A 20252-nucleotide genomic window follows, 5' to 3' on the forward strand; every position below is an offset into this window, starting at 1 on the left:
GCAATAACTGGTCTTTTGCAATCTCCGGGTTTTCCCCTTAGCCGACATCGTATTCCATTTCTTTTCGGGCCTTTTCAATAAATTCCAGCGGCGAAACCATCTCGCCATTCTTACAATTATCACAATGAAAGACCCCGATTTTTAAATCAATTTCTACCTCGTAGGGAGCCGTAATGGTATAAAACTCTTCGGTTTTCATATGATCTCTGATCCGCTTTTCAACAATTCTGGTTCCGGCGGTATCGGTAATCAAAAACAGACCAAAGGTGATATCCTCTTTTTCAATCAGGTACAAGGTATCCTCTGCCCGGAGACTGCGATGCAAAACCTCAGTCATCTGACGGATAAACAACGGCAGCCGTTCTTCACCCAAAATTCGTTTGATCTCTTTATAGTGCCGAAATTTGATCATCATCAGGGATAACTCGATCTGTCCCCGCTTTGACATCCCAATAAAAATTTTGGCATCGCTGACCAGGGTCCGAAAGTTTCGCAGGCCGGTGTCCGGATCCACCGTCGATAAGCTGACATTTTCATCTTCAAGTTCATTAACCCGATTCTGTAGTGCCTGATTTCTGCTGGTCATCAAGCTGACGACATAGGTGTACAGGGGCAACAGCACAATCCAGAAATAGGAGGAGGCGGTCAGCGGCTCACCGTTTACCAGCACCAGAAAAATCGTATAGGAGATATAGAAAAAGATCACCACGCCGTTGGTCACCAGACCCAGGGTGATATTGCTGAAATAAGTAATTAAGATCACCAGAAAGGTCACATTCAACATTACCAGGTTTTGAACATAATGGTCAGCATCCTGGGCGGTAAAGGTAATGGTGACGAAGGTCAGTACCAGAAAAAATACAATCCCCAGATCAGATAATACATGATCGCGATTTTTCATTTTCGCCAACCTCCCTTCTTAAGCTCAATGCCGTTCTTCCTTACCACCATAATCAGACCTGCTGCCAGCAGAATAATAACCATAATGCTGACCAGCAGAAAAATCTGGGCTTCCTGGTTTACCGAAATTTGCTGTACCACCGCAATGGTGGGATTTTTCGGCGCTTTAAAGCGATAACTCTGGACATTGCCATTGGTATCGGCTAACGCAGCATCCCCAGATAATCGCCCCAGGTTTTTCATTTCGCCCAGATTATTTTCAATCGCCACCAGACCGGTCTGATTCGGGGCCACCACCATCAGGCTGGCACGACCGGGTTTGCTGTATAGTGAAGTCAGCAACTGCGCTGACCCCAGGGTTTTGCCGTAAGTCGGATCGATGACCAGTTTCTCATTGGACAAGAAGGTGGTGCCATCTTCGCTGAACTTAAAATATAGTTTGTCATTATTACTCTTAATAAAACTGTTGTTCTCGTAGGTTCCCACTGCGATAATATTGGAATAAAGCGCCACTTCATTCATTTCTTCCGGATAAAGAACGGTGAGCTCCCCGGTATTTCCTCTGGTATAGCGTCCCATCACCCGGAACATTTTGGCCAGCAGGTTGGCTGTTTCACCATTCAGCTGATCCGGCACCACCAAACTGACCGCGTTATAACTGTAATCGGTCACAAAGGGGGCTGGATAGTTTTCAAAAATCAGATCCTGACTGGTCACTGAGTTAATTTTTAACATTGTGTTTGGTGTGAGGTAGGCCCAGGGCATGTCCCCCTGCCGCAAGCTGCACCACAGATCTTTTATTTCCAGATCAAAGGTTACCTTCACCTGGAAGGAACCGCCAATATCAATGTCGATGGGAATCGGGATGGTGGCCTCGTCCCCTCCCGCCTTACTCTGAGAGAGCTTTCGGCTGCCGACGGGAACATCATTGATAGATACCGTCATCAGCGACCGGTCAAAGTCGAGATTTTCTGAATAGCGGTAATTCAGGTAAAATTCACTGGCATTGGTCAGGCTTCGATTGGCCGGGTAATTGATGGTAAACTCCTTAACCTGATGAAACGGACCATTGTAATAGCTTCCTTCTGAACCAGCAAAACTGATATAGGTTTCCGCTTCATAGACTTCGGTTTTAATATCTTCGCTTTTTCCCAGCAATTTTACCGGCGCCTGCAACTGGTTCATCAAGGCCGGGTTTCCCAACATCCGACCGGCATTGATCAGGGCCACGTCGTTTTTGGCAGTAATGATCAGGGTATTAATTCCTGACCCTTCATTAAGCAAAACCAGCACAGCATTCTCATCATCGATACCGTTCAGGTCAGCCTGGTTCCGGTAGTTTTCCGGTAACTGGTCATACCGGGCAATGATGATCCGGTTCCGGGAAAGATTCCCGGCAGGATCACTGAGTGTCAAAATCGGAAAATAGCCGTCTGGATAAATCGTCTGATTGGAGATCCCGGAGACGCCCAGGAGCGCCGCATTCAGCTCTGCCGGACTATCTGAATCCGAAATGATAAAGGCTGATTCTCCATAGCGCAAAGCATCCACCTCAAAAAAACGATTATAGAAGGAGGCAATACTGGTGGTAAAAGCGTTTTTATCAAATCGTACCGAAACGGTTGATTCCTTGAATATATCCAACCAGTTGGCTTCGCTGACATCATCCACACAGGGCAGGGCATTCTGGGTTCGCATATAGCCATCAATCCGGATATTATTGTAACCTTGCTGGAGCAACTCCAGCGGTACATAAATATCAATGCCATGCCGGTTGCCGGAATTATCAGCCGGTCGTAATGAATAAAAATATGTCCCATTAATGGCCACCGTCAGACTGGATAACTGGGTGTCTGCCAATTGAGTGGCCCGGTATTCCAGATGCAAAAGGACGGTTTCCACGTCCCAGTCTTTGGCAATCCAGAAGGTTTGTTCGGCGGTCGAAAACAAACCCTTCATCGATTGATCCGAAAAACTGGTGACAAAGGTCTGGGGTTCGGTCCGTAGATCAGACTGGGGCACCCCACCATAGTTGGCCGCACTGGCCGGCTCAATCAATAGCCCCAGCAACAAAACCAGCAAAACTATTGTAATCGTCGATCGTTTCATTTTCTCCTCCTTTATGTCATGAATTTAGGCATTTGCGAAACTAAAAACATCGAACAAGAATTGCTTTGGGTGCAGTTTCCACAAACAATTTTGTAACGTGTAGGCGAACAGTTCATCGAACTGTCCGCCGTACAGTGTAAAAATTGTTTCGTGCGAAACTGGATCCAAAGCTCATGCTACCTTCGCAATCACTTATCCATTGATTTTTATTTCAGCCCTGGAAGCGCTCGGTTTTATACCATTTGCTGTCCTGCTTTTTAATCCGGTCTTTAAAATACTGATAGACCCCATACACCGTTACGATGATCCACATCTGACAATAGGTAAAATACATCAGGGCGATGATAAAGAAATTGGCAACCGTCATCTCGCCTTTCTCCGTGGTCAGGGCAATAAATACCCCCAAAACAAACATCACGAAGGCAGTAAACCAGAGCAGGTTGCTAAATCCCTGGATGGAAGTGGAAACCAACCCGGCCATATTCATAAAAAAGATAATATCCGACACCACCAGCGCCGTTAAAAGCAAAAAGTAAGTGGATAGGAAATAAAAAATATCAAAGCGGATTTTTCTGGCCTCCTTATCAACCAGATAACCAATATTTTTTATCAGCACATAAACATTGCCCTTGACCCAACGGGTTCGCTGTCTAAACCAAACCCCCAGGGTTTGGGGTTCCTGTTCCCAGGTCACCGCCTTGGGCTGGAATTTAATTTTATAGCCCATTAGATAGATCCGGAAGCTGATTTCGGTGTCTTCTGCCACCGCCTTTTCGTCCCATCCACCGATCGCCTCGATGATGGTTCGGCGCAGAATGAAATTGGTTCCCGGAATGGTGCACAGCTTCATCAGCTGCCACCGCCCGGCCTGGGCCATCCACTGAAAAGAGAGGGTTTCAATATTGATAAAGCGGGTCAGCAGATTGACCTCCTTATTCCGGGTGCGGAATTTTCCAATCACAGCCCCCAGCGAATCGTCGGCCTTAAGTTCAGCGGCAAGATATCTCAGAGCCTTGTGTTCCGGAGTATTGTCGGCATCATAAATGGCGATAAACTCGCCTTTAGCCTGCTGATAGCCGATATTCAGGGCATTGGATTTGCCCTTGCCACCGGTAATATTATCAGTGTTGATAACAACCAGATTGCGACCGGGGTTATCGTCCTGGATTTCTTTGAGCAGCTCGGCACTGTTGTCGGATGAGTTGTCATTGATCACAATAATCTCGTAGCGATCCTCGGGATAATCAAAGGCCAACAGTGCTGCCACCGTTTTGACGATCACCACCCCTTCATTATGGGCTTGTACCATAATCGAAACAAAGGGGTACTCCCCGGATATTTCTGGCGGTTTCTGCTGTTCCACCTTGAGATAGTAAACATATCCGGCCACAATCAGGACAATGTTGACAAACAGGAGACTCCAGATTAAAAAGATATTGATCACCATTATATAATCAAATACGTTCATGGGGTGTTGCCCTCCTTTTTATCATTTTCTTTAACCGACTGATTGTCCTGCTCCTGATCCACCACTTTTCGAAATTTGTTGAGATAGACCCGACGGCTGAAAACCACAATGATGATAAAAACCACGATAATAATCCCCACCACTGTCAGTAAAAAGGCGTTGCCTGCAGTAAATATTTTTTCCAGGCTGTATTCCGGCGGTTTCTGGTATGCGTAATCATCACTGATGGGTTCCTCGTCATATACCAGCGAAACCGGAAGGCCATTGACCCAAATCCCTGCCGGGCCACTGACGACGGTATTCTGTCCGATGGTCCACTGATTGTCCAGCTGCTGATAGTTCGTCAGTGAAAGCCATTTTTGATTGATGATATTCAGCTGTGCAGTCAGCGCCTCCTCATTTTCTGGCAGCGCCATGACAATGGTGGTATTTATGGGGTAATTACCAAAATTACGATTCTGACTACTGCTATTTATTGCGGTTTCAAGTGTCACTGCCATACTGGCTGAATTCAGGGCCCAGCTTGCTTTTGGCCCCGGCGCAGCGATGCTGGTATCCGGCATAATTATCCCTGATGAAAATAAATTGAGAGGATTAACCACATCGACCGCATCAAAAAACAAACTTTCGTCAGTTACCAGTCCCAATGGATACACCCCATTTTCCACCATCTTCGCAATAACCGTATACATTTTTTCCGATAGCACCGTGCTGCTATCGGACACCGTCGCAGGACTGGGGCGGTGAATCAGGATGGTTCCATTTCTTGACTGTACATAGCGGAGCACCTGATAAAATCGGGCCATCGCCGGATAATCGATATTATCATCTAACGGTACCACCCCCAGCGAAAAGGGGATGCCATTGGCGTAAAAAGCATCAGCTGTTTCAATCACCATGTTCAGATCCGAAAAAGGATAGAGATCCGGGATTAACAGGGTCATATGGACTGAGTTAATGCGCCCAAACCAGTCTTGCAGCAGTTCTCCCAACCCCAGGGTAAACCCCGGCTGGCCGATAAAGGTCGGAACATAGGTCAGCTGGCCGCTGGTTTTGGCAAACGGATAGCTTGCTGTTCCAACTCCGATGGTGACTTCGCCAGAATCCGGTGTGGCATCAATCACCTGCAACTCATCGATCCAGATGCTGTTGATGGCCAAGCCATTGAGGTTCACCGAAACGGTTCGGCCCAGCTGACGATTGACGGGAAAACCCGCCAGCCCGGGAACCAATTCCGGTGCTGCAAAACCAATATAAACCATTGCTCCGGAATAGTTCTGACAATCCGCAATAAGGGCCGGGTTATTTATGGCATTTTGGGTATTTTTCAGGACAATCACTTTTTGATAAGCCAACAGCCGCCCGCCAGGGTAATCGTCCATCGACACGATTTCTGCCGTTTGCGACAGCGAACTCAGTAGGGTTTCCACCGCACTGAGATTGTTGCGGTAAACCGTGTCCGCCGCCAACTGATCATAGATCAACAGCACATCCTGGGGACTGTTGACGATAGCTTCCTGGTTGACAACTTCAGTGGCTGCGATCAGTGACATCGGCAAAATTATTAAAAATACGATGATAAAGCTCATTATGCGCCGTTTCATAATCGATATCCCCGCTGTTCCCGCTGTTTTTGCTTATTCTTGTTGCGATTTAAAAACGCCTGTTTTCGGGCCTCCCAATCCACCTTACGTAATTGTTTTTCAATCCAATGAATGAACTTACCCAAAATAATAAATGAAATCAGATCAAAGGTCAGCGAAAATATGAATAAATGCCCCAGTGTATCCGCATCGCCCGAAGTGATAATGGCCACATATAATTCCCAGAGTCCGATAAACAGCCAGGTCATCAGGCCGACAAAGCGCAGGGTATTGCGCTCATTTTTTTCAATGATGCCTTTCCTAAAAAAGCGGACATAGACACCAATAATCACCCCCATCCAGATGATAATAAAACCGAAATTTCCTGGTAGGTAATTGGCTTTAAGAAAACTCCAGAGGGTAAAAAAACTGGTTTGGGCACCGGGGGCATAACCCTGGGTTATTTCATAATTTCCCAGCCAGGCTGGCCGGATATTAAAACTGCTGTCCACCGAACGATTAAGCATTTCATACAATTGACCGGGATTGGCCAGATAATAAACGGCCACGCCAGTGGGATTCACCTTACTGAAAAAAGCCGTCTCCATTTCCTGACTGTCCATGGTTTCCGGAGCGATCGCCTGATAATATGAGGTGCCGGTGAGCACTGCATATTGGGGATTGATTGAAAATTCTTTCAGGGCCTGCTCCGGGTTTTCAGCCGTCATCAATACCCCCCGGGTCATACTGTGGTAGGCACTAAGATTTGTCAGTCCATTGGGCATTACAAAAAAAGCTGTCAGTGAACACAGCATCAAAAGGCTGCCACCAACAACACAGATGCGGATATAATATTTATCGGCACTGACATATTTAAGACTGATCCCCAGAATTCCCAGAAACAATCCCAGTAGAGCATATTGCTGATTCAAGAGACAAAGCAGCAATCCACTTAAAAAAAAGCAGCCGATTAAGAGATAATCATTCAGCTTTTCCTGGCCCATCAGAATCAGCGACGTTCCCAGAATCATCACCAGAAAAAAACTGAGGGCCTGGGGGTAAAATGAATTAATCCAGGCGGTGTAGGCAGTATCGCCAAAGATGATTACTCCCAACCCAACAATGACATAGGACCACCTGGCCCGTTTGCCATAAGTGACCGTTTCAAATAAAAAATACATTGCGATCAAATAAAAAATCGCGATCACAGCACCGTAAAAACGCATATCGAACAGCCCATCCCAGGTATAAGCCCGATCCAGATTTCTGGCGGCATTGAGAAAAGGTGTCTGTGAAGTAATCTGGCCATTGTCAGAATCGTTGTAATATTCCATGATGCCCCAATTTTTTTGAAAATAAGCCATCGCTTCTTTCGGGGTCAGTTCTCCCAAATTATAAAGGTCACTGCCTGTTATAATCGCCGCAGTGCTACCATCATCGCCCATTCCAATAACCGGCGGCAAAAATAAAACCGCGAAAAGCAACCCACATAAAACAAGCACTCCCAGGGTCGAGGGCTTAGTAAAATACTTAAAAAGCCCTACCCGAATCTTTGGCGTGTTTTGCTTTAGTGGCTCTTCTAAATGAAGGGTATTGACGTCTGGCTCTTTCTTCATGCTACATTTCCCCTTAATCATTAAGCATGCCATTCTTGGCAGGTAGTCCGATCCATGTATCCAGTAAAACCTGGTTTAGTGATAATTTATCGCCAGATTAATTGTGTCATTCTTTTTAGATCACTTTTTTATCCCATCAGATGTAATTCAATAATTACATGATTTATTACCCGATTGATGCGTGTATATTCAGCATGTTTAAGATCGGATAAAAATGAACCTCTGATGCCATCAATCAGAGGTTCACCTAATCGGTATAAATTAATTTAAAAAACCATCAATAATTTTCGCTTCTGCTTCCCCTTCGGTTAGGCCTAAAGTCATCAGCTTAATCATCTGATCGCCGGCAATTTTGCCAATAGCAGCCTCATGAATCAGGGTCGCATCCAGACTATTGGCGGTAATTTCCGGTACTGCTCGAACCACACCATGATCCATAATGATTGCATCACACTCGGAATGACCCATGCAACGGGTGTTGCCATTAATTTTTGACAAAAATGTCTGTGTCGAATAATCCCGGGCGACGGAACGGGAAATCAGATTAACACTGGAATCTTCACCATCCATATCCACTTCAAACTTAGACTCAGCAAATTGCTCGCCATGGGTCATCAGTTTTTCTTTGATTACCAGTTTGGCCCCATCTTTAAGTTTGGCGGTGGTAAAGCGGCGGGTGGAATCAACCCCTTTGATCTGGGTTGTTTCCATTTCCATGTAGCTGCCCTCTTCCTGAATCACCTCGGTTACCGGATCGATGACCCTTTTACCGGTACCGGTTCCCTCACCAATGTGTTTTTCAACATAGCGGACTTTCGAATTTTTTCCCAGAAAGAACCGATGAATCCCGTTATGCTCCGAGCCATCACAGCTATCCCCAGTGCTGACACCACAGCCAGCAATAATGGTGATATCAGCGTTTTCGCCAATAAAGAAATCATTATAAACCAGGTCATGAACCCCGCTACAGGATACCAGGGCCGGGATAAAGACGTTTTCGGATTTGGTGTCGGGCTTGACAATAATATCAATGCCGGATTTATCTTCTTTGCTGACAATCTCTATGTTTTCGCTGGACTGCCTAGCCACACTTTTGCTGTTTTCCCGGATATTATAAGCACCTTTGGGCATTTCATCCAAGCCGCTGACTTCTTTTAATAATTTTTTTGCAATGTCGTTCATTACTTATGCCTCCAATATATCATGACAATTCAAACAGTTTTTGGGATCTTCACAATGCAAAAGCTCCGGCAACACACTTTCTTTAGCACCGCGCTTGACAATGGCACCGTCAACCATGGCGATGATTTCATCGGCTACATCTAAAATACGCTCCTGATGGGAGATGATCACGATGGAGTTTTCCTGACTCTGATGCATTTTTAGAAAAATATCTATAAGGTGATTAAAGCTCCATAAATCGATACCAGCTTCCGGCTCATCAAAAATAGACAGCTTGGTATTGCGGGCAATGATGGTGGCAATTTCAATCCGTTTGATTTCCCCGCCGGATAAACCATCATTGAGCTCCCGATGGATATAATCCTTGGCGCAGAGGCCAACCTCCGACAAGAAATGGCTGGCATCCATTACCGATAGCTCCTCACCCTTGGCAATATTAATCAGATCATGAACGGTGATCCCTTTAAAGCGCACCGGCTGTTGAAAACCAAAGCTGATCCCTCTTTGGGCCCGTTCTGTGATCGACAAATCGGTTATATCTTCACCGTAAAAAGTAATTTTACCTTTGGTCGGTTTTAAGACCCCGGAAATAATTCGAGCCAGCGTTGATTTGCCCCCACCATTTGGTCCGGTGATAGCGATAAATTTACCTTTTTCGATGGTTAAATTGACATCTTTTAAAATTTCTTTTTCATTTTCAACTTCAAATGAAATGTTTTCGAGTTTTAACATTTTTTCTCCTCATCTGTTCTTTTCAAAGTTTTATTACTGTTTTCATTATATCAAATTTTTTCCAGCTTGTAATCCGGATCACTGATGATAATTTAATTTTATCAGCTTCACTATTTTATCACTTTTTGTATTCTTTGAAACTGATTTCATGGGGTAAATTTTCACTGTCGACCGTGTAGCCAGAATTTACCCTAAATGCTGGTTTTGTTACTGTTATTCACAAGCGGATTCCCCAAATCAGCATTGCTTTTGCCTCATTGATTGACTATAATGTAGATAATAGTATTTACAAATCGTTATTTTCTTACTGAATGAATAGCGACACTGATTTAAAATAAAGGAGAAACTCATGAAAATTATAGTCATCGGTGCGGTTGCCGGAGGAACCTCGGCGGCAGCCAAAGCCCGGCGAAATGATGATTCGGCCGAAATAGTTATCTATGAAAAAGATCAGGACATTTCCTATTCCGGATGTGGACTTCCTTATTTTATTGGCGGTAAAGTCGCATCAATCATGGAATTGACCCCTCGAACACCCGAATTTTTTAAGACCAAATACAATATTGATGTCCATATCCGCCATGAGGTCTTAAAAATTAATATTTGCGATAAAAATGTTATTATAAAAAATCTGGAAACGGGAGCCATTTTCGAAGATCGCTACGATAAATTGATAATCAGTACCGGCGCCCAGGCTTTTGTCCCTCCGATCAAAGGAATTGAACTGGACAATGTTTTTTTCCTCCGCAATGTCCAGGATGCCCTGAAAATCAAAACCTTTATGAACAACCATAAGCCCCAAACAGCGGTGGTAGTGGGTACCGGCTTTATTGGTTTTGAGGTGATGGAAAATCTGATAGCCTGCGGCATTCAGGTAACCCTGGTGGAACGGGCCGGTAAACTGACTCCTAACCTTGACGAGGATATGTCTCAATATCTGGAAAAGTTGCTCAAACAAAAAGCCATTCCCATCCTGAAAAATGCCAATGTGGTTGAAGCCACCGCTCAGGGCGTGATTCTCGAAGATGGCAGCCTAGTTCCTGGTGAGATGATTATTGTCGCCACCGGAGTTAAGCCCAATGTTAGCCTGGCCCGGGAAGCTGGCTTATTGCTGGGTGTTACCGGAGCCCTACGGGTTGATGAACGGATGATGACCATTGATACCGATATTTATGCCTGTGGCGACTGTATTGAAACCTGGTCATCGGTCACTAAAAAGCCCCATTACCGCCCCCTGGGCTCAACTGCCAATAAAACCGGGCGGATCTGCGGCGATAATATCACTGGCGGCAATGTGATTTATCCGGGTAACTTAAGCACCGGCATTTTTAAGGTCTTTGATATCAGCATCGGCAGCACCGGCTTATCCGAAGCAGAAGCCCTTAAGGAAGGTTATGATGTCGAAATTGTCCATAATATCAAGCCCGACAAACCAGGTTATTATGGTGGTCGGGAAATGCTGATCAAGGCTATCGCTGATCGGGCCACCCAAAAACTCTTAGGCGTACAGATCATCGGCTACGAAGGAGTTGACAAACGCCTGGATGTTTTTGTCACCCTGATTACCTATGGGGCCACCGTGGCTGAATTCTTTGATCTGGATCTCGGCTATGCGCCACCATTTTCCACCACCAAGGATCCGATCCATTATACCGGGATGATTCTGGATAATGCCCTGAACAATGGACGAAAACTGATCACCCCCGCCGACTTAAAAAAAAACTGAATAATGGGGAAACTTATCAAATCGTTGATACTCGAATAACTGAACACTATACTACCGATCATCTGCCAAAAGCGCAGAACATTCCCCATCAGGATCTGCGCCGCAAACTGACGCTGTTTAATCAGAACCGTCCAGTGATCACTTATTGTAATAAGGGTGTCACCGGTAATGCAACCCAGAACATCTTACTTAACCACGGCTTTAAAAATGTATTTAATCTTTCTGGAGGTTTTCAGTTTTATGATGCCACCAATGAAGAGTGATCAATCTTTAAGCATGCTGATTTTTTAACAGCGCTTTATTCGCCATAGCCCTGGGGATGGTTTTGATGCCATTTCCAGGCTGTTTTTATAATCGTGTCCAAATCAGAATGCGCCGGTTTCCAGCCCAACTCCTGGTGGGCTTTTTCTGATGAGGCAATCAGCTCAACTGGATCGCCGGCTCGTCTGTCTGCAATCTCCACTGCAAAGGCTTCTCCGGTGATGGCCCTGGTTCTGGCAATCACTTCTTTGACGGAAAACCCTTTACCATCACCTAAATTATAAATATTACTTTCGCCACCAGCCAGTAGTTTTTCCATCCCTAAAATATGAGCGGCAGCGATATCCATAACATGAATATAATCCCGGATGCAGCTACCATCAGGGGTGGGATAGTCTTCTCCGAAAATGCTGATTTTATCCCGCTGGCCCAGGGCTGTTTTTAAAATCAGCGGCAGCAAATGGGTTTCGGGGTTGTGATCTTCCCCAATCTCCCCGCTGGGATGAGCACCAGCGGCATTAAAATAACGGAAGGTCATCGATTTTAAGCCATGGGCATGATCCAACCACGGCAGCATTTTTTCGACTGCCAGTTTTGTCTCACCATAGGTATTGGTGGGCTTTTTAGTGCTGTTCTCGGTAATCGGGCTCTGCTCCGGTTCACCATACACAGCCGCAGTTGATGAAAAAACAAACCGTTTGACCTCCTGTTCGACCATGGTTTCCAGCAGACAGAGGGTGCCATAGACATTATTGTGATAATATTTGAGCGGCTCTACCATCGACTCACCCACCAGCGAGTTGGCACAAAAATGCATCACGCAGTCAATCGGATGAGCCTGAAAGACCTGCCCAAGAAAGACCCGATCCCGGATATCGCCTTCTTCAATTACTGCCTCTTTCGGTACCGCTCCCAGATGCCCGGTTGAGAAGTTATCCAGTACCACTACCTGATACCCCCGCTCCACCAGCACCCTGACCACATGTGATCCAATATAACCGGCCCCGCCACAAACTAAAATTTTCATCGTGTTCCTCTATTTCTATTATTCATTGTTGTATTTGTCGATTTCTCTTTATTATAGAACTTTTTCTAAAAAAAAGAAACCCCGAAGGGTTTCTGGAGTTGCCGATATACTACCGTACCGACCAATTGTTAATCTGTTGTTCGCTGCGGAATCGGACAGGCTCTGCCGTTGTCCGCTCCGATGCGTACAACATGATGTAACAATTGTCGGTACTGGGTTGGCTTTTTTGACAGTCTGAGAAACCCCGAAGGGTTTCATAATCGTTTATTTGTCAGTAAAGGCACTTTTATTGTTGCTTAATGCTGCCTGAGCTGCTGCCAGGCGGGCGATTGGCACCCTAAATGGTGAGCAGGAAACATAGCTCAGTCCCACACTGTGGAAGAAGAAAATCGATTTGGGATCGCCGCCGTGTTCGCCACAAACACCGATTTTCAAGTCAGGTTTGGTTTTACGGCCCAGGGTCACACCCATTTCGACCAGTTTGCCAACACCTTCGACATCAATGCTCTGGAAGGGGTCATTGGGCAGAATGCCTTTGTCTTTATAATCGGTAATAAATTTACCGGCATCATCCCGGGAGAAACCGTAGGTCATTTGAGTCAGGTCGTTGGTTCCAAATGAGAAGAATTCCGCAGTTTCGGCAATCTGATCAGCAATCAGGGTAGCCCGGGGAATTTCCATCATCGTTCCCACCAGGTATTCGATATCTGATTTTTTTTCGGTTTTAATGAGTTCCGCTGTGTTTCTGACTACCTTTTCCAGGTAGGTTAACTCTTCGTTAATACCAATTAAAGGAATCATGATTTCCGGGATTACATTAAAGCCATCTTTTTCTTTGACTTCAATGGCCGCTTCCATTATCGCCCGGGTTTGCATTTCAGCAATTTCCGGATAGGTAATCGCCAGACGACACCCACGGTGACCGAGCATCGGGTTGAATTCTTCCAAACCCTGAATGATGGTGATCATATCTTCCACGTCAAAGCCCATATCGGCAGCCAAAGCTTCGACGTCTTTGGTTTCTTTGGGTAGGAATTCGTGCAGTGGTGGGTCAAGCAGACGCACGGTCACCGGTCGACCTTCCATGGCTTTGTAGATGCCAATAAAATCTTCTTTTTGCATTGGCAGAATTTCCGCCAGGGCTTTTTCCCGCTGTTCTTTTGATTCGGAGAGAATCATTCGTCGGACGCTAGGTAGCCGATGTTCATCAAAGAACATGTGCTCCGTACGACAGAGGCCAATACCTTCGGCACCAAAACGAACCGCAACAGAGGCATCCTTGGGGGTGTCGGCATTGGTTCGAACTTTCAGGGTTCGGAATTCATCCGACCAGGCCATGATCTGGCCAAAATGTCCTGACAACTCAGGGGTAACGGTTTTGATGCCACCCTTGTAAACACTACCGGTGCTTCCGTTTAATGAGATGTAATCTCCTTCTTTGAAAATCTGATTGCCAACAGTGAATTGTTTGGCGGCTTCATCCACCTTGATGGATTCGCATCCAGCTACACAGCATTTTCCCATCCCCCGGGCAACAACTGCCGCATGAGAGGTCATGCCACCACGAGCGGTTAAAATCCCGTTGGCAGCATACATGCCTTCAATATCTTCTGGGGATGTTTCCTTTCTGACCAGCAGTGTTTCTTCGCCATTGGCAACGGCAGTACAAACTGCTTCGGCCGTAAAATAAATTTTACCGGTGGCGGCACCTGGTGAAGCCGGCAGACCGGTAGCCAGCAATTCGGCTGCTGATAGTGCAGCTGCTTCAAAGGTTGGGTGCAACAGCTGATCCAGGGCAATCGGATCCAGTCGCAAAATGGCTTCTTCTTTGGTGATCAGCCCTTCTTCGACCATTTCCACGGCGGCACAGATAGCCGCAGCGGCAGTTCGTTTTCCGGTTCGGGTTTGCAGCATAAAGAGTTTGCTTTTTTCAATAGTGAACTCAATATCCTGCATGTCTTTATAATGTTTCTCCAATAATTCGGCGGTTTCATGGAATTGTTTGAAAACCTCCGGCATAATATCCTGCAACTCATTAATATCTTTAGGAGTTCGGATTCCTGCCACCACGTCTTCTCCCTGAGCGTTAATCAGGAATTCACCAAATAGTTTTTTCTGTCCGGTTGCAGGATTTCGGGTAAAGGCGACGCCAGTCCCGCAATCATTGCCCATGTTTCCATACACCATCGACTGAACATTAACAGCGGTGCCAATGTCGTGGGGAATATCATTCATGTTTCGGTAGCTGATGGCCCGATTGTTATTCCATGATCTGAATACCGCTTCGATCGCCATTAATAATTGTTCTTTGGGATCTAACGGGAAATCTTCACCAGTTTCATCTTTAACAATTTTTTTATAAGCAACAACGATTTCTTTAAGATCATCAGCAGTCAATTCGGTATCGTCTTTATAACCATTTTTTTCTTTGGCGGCTTCCAGTACGTGGTCAAATTTTTCTTTACCGATTTCCTGGACCACATCACCAAACATTTGAATAAAGCGGCGGTAGCTGTCAAAGGCAAACCGTTCGTTATCCGTTGCTTTGGCAATACCGGCCACGGTTTCGTCATTAAGGCCGAGATTTAAGATGGTATCCATCATTCCTGGCATTGAAAACTTGGCACCTGAACGAACTGAAACCAACAGTGGATTATCTGCATTACCAAATTCTTTTTCACATTCTTTTTCCAGAATACTCATGTATTCATTGATCTGACCGACAATTTCGTCAGAAAGTTTTTTGTCCTGATTATAATATTCAGTGCAGGCCTCGGTGGTTACGGTAAAGCCCCCGGGAACTGGTAAACCGATGTTTGTCATTTCTGCAAGGTTAGCACCCTTCCCCCCCAGCAGTTCCTTCATGTTTGCATTACCTTCTTTAAACAAATAAACCCATTTTTTTGACATTTCCTCTACCTCCTGATTATATTTGCAAGTATGATCGCTGCAATTTCTTCAATTGCTTTTGATGTGACGTCAATGACTGTACACTCCAATTTATCGAAAAGCTGTTGTGCTTTTTCTAACTCCAACATCACTCTTTCGTAACTTCCATAATTTGATGTTCCGGTGAGCCCCATGGCCCTGATTCTTTCTGAGCGGATACTGACCAGATGGTTAGGATCCAGAATCAGCCCAAATATTTTATGTTTTGGTATTTCAAATAATTCTTTTGGCGGTTCAACTTCTGGCATTAGCGGAATATTGGCTACCTTGTAATTATTGTTGGCCAAATAAATACTGATTGGTGTCTTAGAAGTTCTTGAAACGCCAATCAAAATAATATCCGCCTGATCCAGACCGGAGGTGTTTTTACCATCATCGTATTTCACCGCAAATTCGATGGCCTCGATTTTTTTCATATAGTGGGCATCCAGCTCCAGGCTGGATTTGAGGTTCCTGACCGGTTCTTCTCCGGTGATGCTTCTCAGCGTCTCCATCAGCGAGCCCATCACATCGTAAATGGGTACCCCCTTTATTTGGGATTCGGTTTCCATATGATGCTTTAATTCGATTGAAGCAAAGCGATACACCACCAACCCATTTTCCTGTTTTGCCAAATCCAACAGGTAGTCAATACTCAGCTTATCATCCACAAAGGGATGAAAACGCACTTCCCGGATGGAGTTTTCAAATACACTTGTACCTGCTTTTACCAGCAGCTCACCAATTTCGGTAGGCGTATCGGAAACAACGAATATTACTATGCTTTTCAAGATTCAACCTCATTCTTCAACACTTTTCCCCATGTTTACCACATAGCGGGTAATATTTGTTCGTGACACCTTACCAATCAGCACCAACCGCTGAACACCCTTTTCATCTATTTCTTTAGTGACAATGGGCAGCGATTCCACCTCATAAAACATCGTTTTATAAGCAGCGTCATAGACAGATTCCGTTGGTTCCAGATAAATAATATTGGGCATTCGGGTCATGATCATCGGAATCGGCAGCGACTCTACCTCTTTTCTTCCAATCATGGCTTTAATAAAATCCTTACGGGAGACAATCCCGGAAAGGTACTTTCCGTCGACTACATATAAGGTTCCGGCATTTTTTGTGAACATCGTAATAATGCCATCATAGATGGATGAGGTTTCCTCAACCACTGTTGGCTCGGTTTGAATGTCCATGACGTTAATGGTTTTGATATAGCTCCCCAAAATGTGAAGCAATGATCGCCCCGTATAATAATAGCCGACTTTTCGTTTTGCTTCTAAAATACCCATCATAGTGAGTATTTTAAGATCCGGCCGAATCGTCGCCCGGTTGATATTAAGCAGCTCCGAAATCTCATTGCTTTTCACGGGTTGCTTTTCTTTGACAATCTCGATTATTTCTTTCTGTCGATTTGATAACTCCATTTCCAACCCCTTTCATTGTTTTATTAAGTATAACACATATCTTTATATTGTAAACATATAAAATAATTATTTGATCTCTAGTGATAACTTTTTATCATTATGTTTGCATGTAACCTTTTTCATATCACAATTGATTCAGCTAATCCCTCAAAAACTTTATCACCGATTCGGGTGACATTCTTCAATTCTTCCAATTGCTTAAATCCACCATTTTTTTCCCGGTAATCAATGATCCCTTGGGCAATCACATCACCGACGCCAGGCAAGCTCTTTAATTCTTCCAGACTGGCAGTATTAATGTTTACTTTATCATTCTCGCTGGACACCGCTGTTGCTGATACCTCGCCCATAGCAGGAATGTGAATCTTCTCTTCATCCTGAATTTTTCTGGCCAGATTCAGCGAATCCACATCAGCCGTCTCTGTTAAACCACCCACCAGCTCAATGGCCTCAATCAACCGGGCTTCGGGTTTTAAAGAAACAACACCCGGCTGTTTCACTGCCCCGGTAATATGAACCATCATTTGCCCCTGATCCGACTGGTTGTTTTCGTCTGCGCCATTTTCTAATGCAGTGGCATCGGAAATGCTGATTGCAGTGTCACTACTTTCTTTAAAATGATACCAACCCCAAAAAACGCCCAAAAAAACAAGCACGATGAGAGTGTACAGGATTTTATTGCGATCAAGCTTATCCATACTACACTCCCAGAGGCTGTGCTTCCCATCGGCCTTTTTTCAGTACCCAATATTCACGATAGCCACATTCTGCTAAATATTTTTCTGCCTGGTTATATTCATAGACAATTCCCTCAACTGAATGGCTATCGCCACCGACTGTGATCGGAATATTTCGTTTTTTCATCTCCGGTATCATCCAATCAGAAGGGTAACGTCCCACTCCGGGTGTCCGCATATTTGCACCGGTGTTAATTTCCATCCGGGTCGATGTTTCTGCGATACCATCCAGACACACGCATACTGTTTCCTGATACCAGTCCTCATTTTCATCAAAAAAATAATTATTCTGATTATATTTCTTGATTAAATCAATATGTCCCAGAATCTCCGGTTCAAATGTTTTTGCCATGATCTCGATACTTTGGTAGTAATCCTTAATAAATTTCCGGGTGTCACCCCGATAGTATTTTTTTAGGCCTTTTTCAAAGTCCTGCGGGGATTCATCAATATAGGATACCGCATCGCCAGTGGTTATTCCCATGGCATGAATCGACATAATCGTATAATCCAGCTGGGGCCTAACCACTTTAGCCAGATCACTGATATCCTGACGATCGATAAAGAAATCAATTTCCATACCACAGTAAAGTTCAATTTGTGATGCATACCTTGTTTTCAGATCGTTAATATCATTAAGATAAGCTTCGACATTTTCTTCCTTCATTGTCCAGTCATTTGCAAAAGGTAAGGGGAAATGGCTGGACAGACCCATACTTATAAGTCCTGCCGCTATTCCGGCCTTCACCATTTCTTCAAGGGTATTTTTGCCATCGCAATAATCTGAATGAACATGATAATTTGCCAGTAACATTTTGATCCCTCCAAAAGTTTGCATGTGATGATTGTATCATGACATGTAGTGTAAAGCAAATAAAAAAAAATTGTCGAATCGACAATTTTTTAATTTGTTTATAGAATTTTATTAAGAAAGCTTTTTGTTCGCTCTTCTTTAGGATTAAGCAGTACTTCTTCCGGGGTGCCTTCTTCGCAGATGACCCCTCCATCCATGAAAATAACCCGATCGGCTACTTCCCGGGCGAAACCAATTTCATGGGTAACAATCAGCATTGTCATCCCTTTTTCAGCCAATTGCCGCATGGTTGCCAGAACTTCGCCAACCAGTTCAGGGTCCAGCGCTGAGGTTGGTTCGTCAAACATCATAATTTTGGGATCCATGGCCAAAGCTCTGGCAATAGCAACCCGCTGTTGTTGACCACCGGATAAACGGGATGGGTACTCATCTTTCTTTTCAAAGAGACCAACCATACTTAATAAATCCAGGGCTCTGGTTTCAGCTACTTTTTTATCCTCTTTCTTGACAATCAGAGGAGCAATAGTCACATTGTCCAGTACCGTCAAATGAGGAAAGAGATTGAAATTTTGAAAAACCATGCCCAAATCGGTGCACAAGGACTGCACGGTTACCGGGTCAATCTTCATCAGATCTTTATTGTTGGCCCGTTTATCGGACAATACATCTTCAATGTAAATTTCTCCGTCAGAGATCCGTTCCAGGTGATTAAGACAACGTAACATGGTGCTTTTCCCTGAGCCGCTGGCACCGATTATGCAGACAACCTCGCCTTGTTGAACCTCAAGATTAACACCCTTGAGTACTTCCAAATCGCCAAAAGATTTTCGTACGTTCACTAATTTTACCATACTCATATTTTTTCCCTATCTTTCGTAAATTCCCAGTTTCTTTTCCATCTTATCAAATACAACCTGAATAATTGTTGTTAAGAACAGATAGATGGCGGCGGCATAAATGTAATAAATCCACGATCCGGTCGCACTCGCCATTGTTTTGGTGGTTCTCAGCAAATCAAATAATGCAATGGTCGATACCAGTGACGTATCTTTTAACAGCATAATCAGCTCGTTACCCAAAGGAGCAACCAGCCGTTTATAGGTTTGGGGGATAATAATTTTTGTCATCGCCTGGCGATAACTCATCCCCAGGGCTTTAGCCGCTTCCATTTGCCCACCATCAATGGATTCGATGGCTGCCCGAATGATTTCGGCCAGATAGGCTGTGGCGTTTAAAGAGAATGCCACAAACGCAGCAATCATCGGATTAATTTCAAATGTAATGCCGGTTGCATCCAGATAAATAATCGGGATGGCATAAAAAATCATGAATAATTGGAGCAATAATGGAGTACCTCTAAAAAACCAGATATAGAACCACGATAGCGCATTGGCTACTTTATTTTTCGAGAGTCTCCCAAGAGCAACAACTACGCCAAAAACCGCCCCAAACACAATTGCTACAATTGCGATCTGAAGCGTAACAATGGTTCCATTTAAAATTGCCCATAATTGGATTTCAGTTAACACGTTGATCTTCCCTTCGTCATAAAAAATTTGAACAGTGATCCATGTCAGACTGCAGACAAAGCCTTTTTCACCTCGGATGACGCTTCATAATACCGCATCACAGAAAAAGACATTAACTCCTTAATTACTTTGTCTACAACCCTCACGAAAATTTGCTCAGGTATATATTGACACATACAGACTGGCCAAGTTTGAGAC

At 44.5% G+C, this 20252-nt stretch carries 17 protein-coding genes; 2 read left to right on the plus strand and 15 right to left on the minus strand.

Annotated elements, in window-relative coordinates:
* Positions 1-37 precede the first annotated feature (37 nt).
* The 7 genes from B3F51_RS12375 to B3F51_RS12405 form a co-directional block, all read right to left on the minus strand.
* Entirely contained in the window at positions 38-901 is an 864-nt protein-coding gene (locus B3F51_RS12375; protein ID WP_286947379.1) for a GGDEF domain-containing protein, read from the minus strand.
* The gene (locus B3F51_RS12380) at positions 898-3009 is read right to left on the minus strand and encodes a cellulose biosynthesis cyclic di-GMP-binding regulatory protein BcsB (RefSeq protein ID WP_286947381.1); all 2112 of its coding nucleotides are present in this window, start codon (positions 3007-3009) and stop codon (positions 898-900) included. Before B3F51_RS12380 ends, B3F51_RS12375 begins: the two co-directional genes overlap by 4 nt.
* A gap of 211 nt (positions 3010-3220) precedes the next feature.
* Entirely contained in the window at positions 3221-4477 is a 1257-nt protein-coding gene (locus B3F51_RS12385) for a glycosyltransferase family 2 protein (RefSeq protein WP_286947383.1), read from the minus strand.
* Positions 4474-6081: a DUF2334 domain-containing protein gene (locus B3F51_RS12390; protein ID WP_286947385.1), complete on the minus strand. Its 1608-nt coding sequence runs from the start codon at positions 6079-6081 to the stop codon at positions 4474-4476. The genes B3F51_RS12385 and B3F51_RS12390 overlap by 4 nt, the downstream gene beginning before the upstream one ends.
* Entirely contained in the window at positions 6078-7676 is a 1599-nt protein-coding gene (locus tag B3F51_RS12395; protein ID WP_286947387.1) for a hypothetical protein, read from the minus strand. The genes B3F51_RS12390 and B3F51_RS12395 overlap by 4 nt, the downstream gene beginning before the upstream one ends.
* A gap of 261 nt (positions 7677-7937) precedes the next feature.
* Positions 7938-8858, minus strand: a complete 921-nt coding sequence (locus B3F51_RS12400; RefSeq protein ID WP_070370547.1) for a SufB/SufD family protein — start codon at positions 8856-8858, stop codon at positions 7938-7940.
* A gap of 3 nt (positions 8859-8861) precedes the next feature.
* On the minus strand, positions 8862-9590 hold the full coding sequence (locus B3F51_RS12405; protein WP_250933200.1) for an ABC transporter ATP-binding protein: 729 nt from the start codon (positions 9588-9590) through the stop codon (positions 8862-8864).
* Positions 9591-9939: 349 nt separating this feature from the next.
* Between B3F51_RS12405 and B3F51_RS12410 the strand changes: the two genes are divergently transcribed.
* Positions 9940-11316, plus strand: coding sequence for an FAD-dependent oxidoreductase (locus tag B3F51_RS12410; protein WP_250933202.1), 1377 nt, complete (start codon positions 9940-9942; stop codon positions 11314-11316).
* A 35-nt stretch (positions 11317-11351) separates the two neighbouring features.
* Entirely contained in the window at positions 11352-11579 is a 228-nt protein-coding gene (locus tag B3F51_RS12415) for a rhodanese-like domain-containing protein (RefSeq protein ID WP_243134867.1), read from the plus strand.
* Positions 11580-11614: 35 nt separating this feature from the next.
* On the opposite strand, the gene galE is transcribed toward B3F51_RS12415, so the two are convergent.
* The 8 genes from galE to B3F51_RS12455 all read right to left on the minus strand — a co-directional run bounded on the left by galE (position 11615) and on the right by B3F51_RS12455 (position 20054).
* Complete coding sequence (gene galE / locus B3F51_RS12420) at positions 11615-12604, minus strand: UDP-glucose 4-epimerase GalE (protein ID WP_286947389.1); 990 nt, start codon at positions 12602-12604, stop codon at positions 11615-11617.
* Positions 12605-12868: 264 nt separating this feature from the next.
* The gene (gene ppdK, locus B3F51_RS12425) at positions 12869-15514 is read right to left on the minus strand and encodes a pyruvate, phosphate dikinase (RefSeq protein WP_148638706.1); all 2646 of its coding nucleotides are present in this window, start codon (positions 15512-15514) and stop codon (positions 12869-12871) included.
* A 5-nt stretch (positions 15515-15519) separates the two neighbouring features.
* A complete protein-coding gene (locus tag B3F51_RS12430; protein ID WP_243134864.1) occupies positions 15520-16323 on the minus strand; it encodes a pyruvate, water dikinase regulatory protein in 804 nt (267 codons plus the stop codon).
* 9 nt (positions 16324-16332) lie between these two features.
* On the minus strand, positions 16333-16974 hold the full coding sequence (locus tag B3F51_RS12435) for a helix-turn-helix transcriptional regulator (RefSeq protein ID WP_084633531.1): 642 nt from the start codon (positions 16972-16974) through the stop codon (positions 16333-16335).
* A 119-nt stretch (positions 16975-17093) separates the two neighbouring features.
* Entirely contained in the window at positions 17094-17672 is a 579-nt protein-coding gene (locus tag B3F51_RS12440) for a helix-hairpin-helix domain-containing protein (protein ID WP_286947392.1), read from the minus strand.
* A 1-nt stretch (position 17673) separates the two neighbouring features.
* Positions 17674-18525 carry a histidinol-phosphatase HisJ gene (gene hisJ / locus B3F51_RS12445; RefSeq protein WP_286947394.1) on the minus strand — a complete coding sequence of 284 codons (852 nt, stop codon included), beginning with the start codon at positions 18523-18525 and terminating at the stop codon, positions 17674-17676.
* 98 nt (positions 18526-18623) lie between these two features.
* On the minus strand, positions 18624-19382 hold the full coding sequence (locus B3F51_RS12450) for an amino acid ABC transporter ATP-binding protein (protein WP_276496012.1): 759 nt from the start codon (positions 19380-19382) through the stop codon (positions 18624-18626).
* A gap of 9 nt (positions 19383-19391) precedes the next feature.
* Entirely contained in the window at positions 19392-20054 is a 663-nt protein-coding gene (locus B3F51_RS12455; RefSeq protein WP_286947397.1) for an amino acid ABC transporter permease, read from the minus strand.
* Positions 20055-20252: the final 198 nt, after the last annotated feature.

Origin of the sequence: Acetobacterium sp. UBA5834, assembly GCF_002435675.1 — a bacterium.
In the GTDB taxonomy this organism is placed as follows: domain Bacteria; phylum Bacillota; class Clostridia; order Eubacteriales; family Eubacteriaceae; genus Acetobacterium; species Acetobacterium wieringae.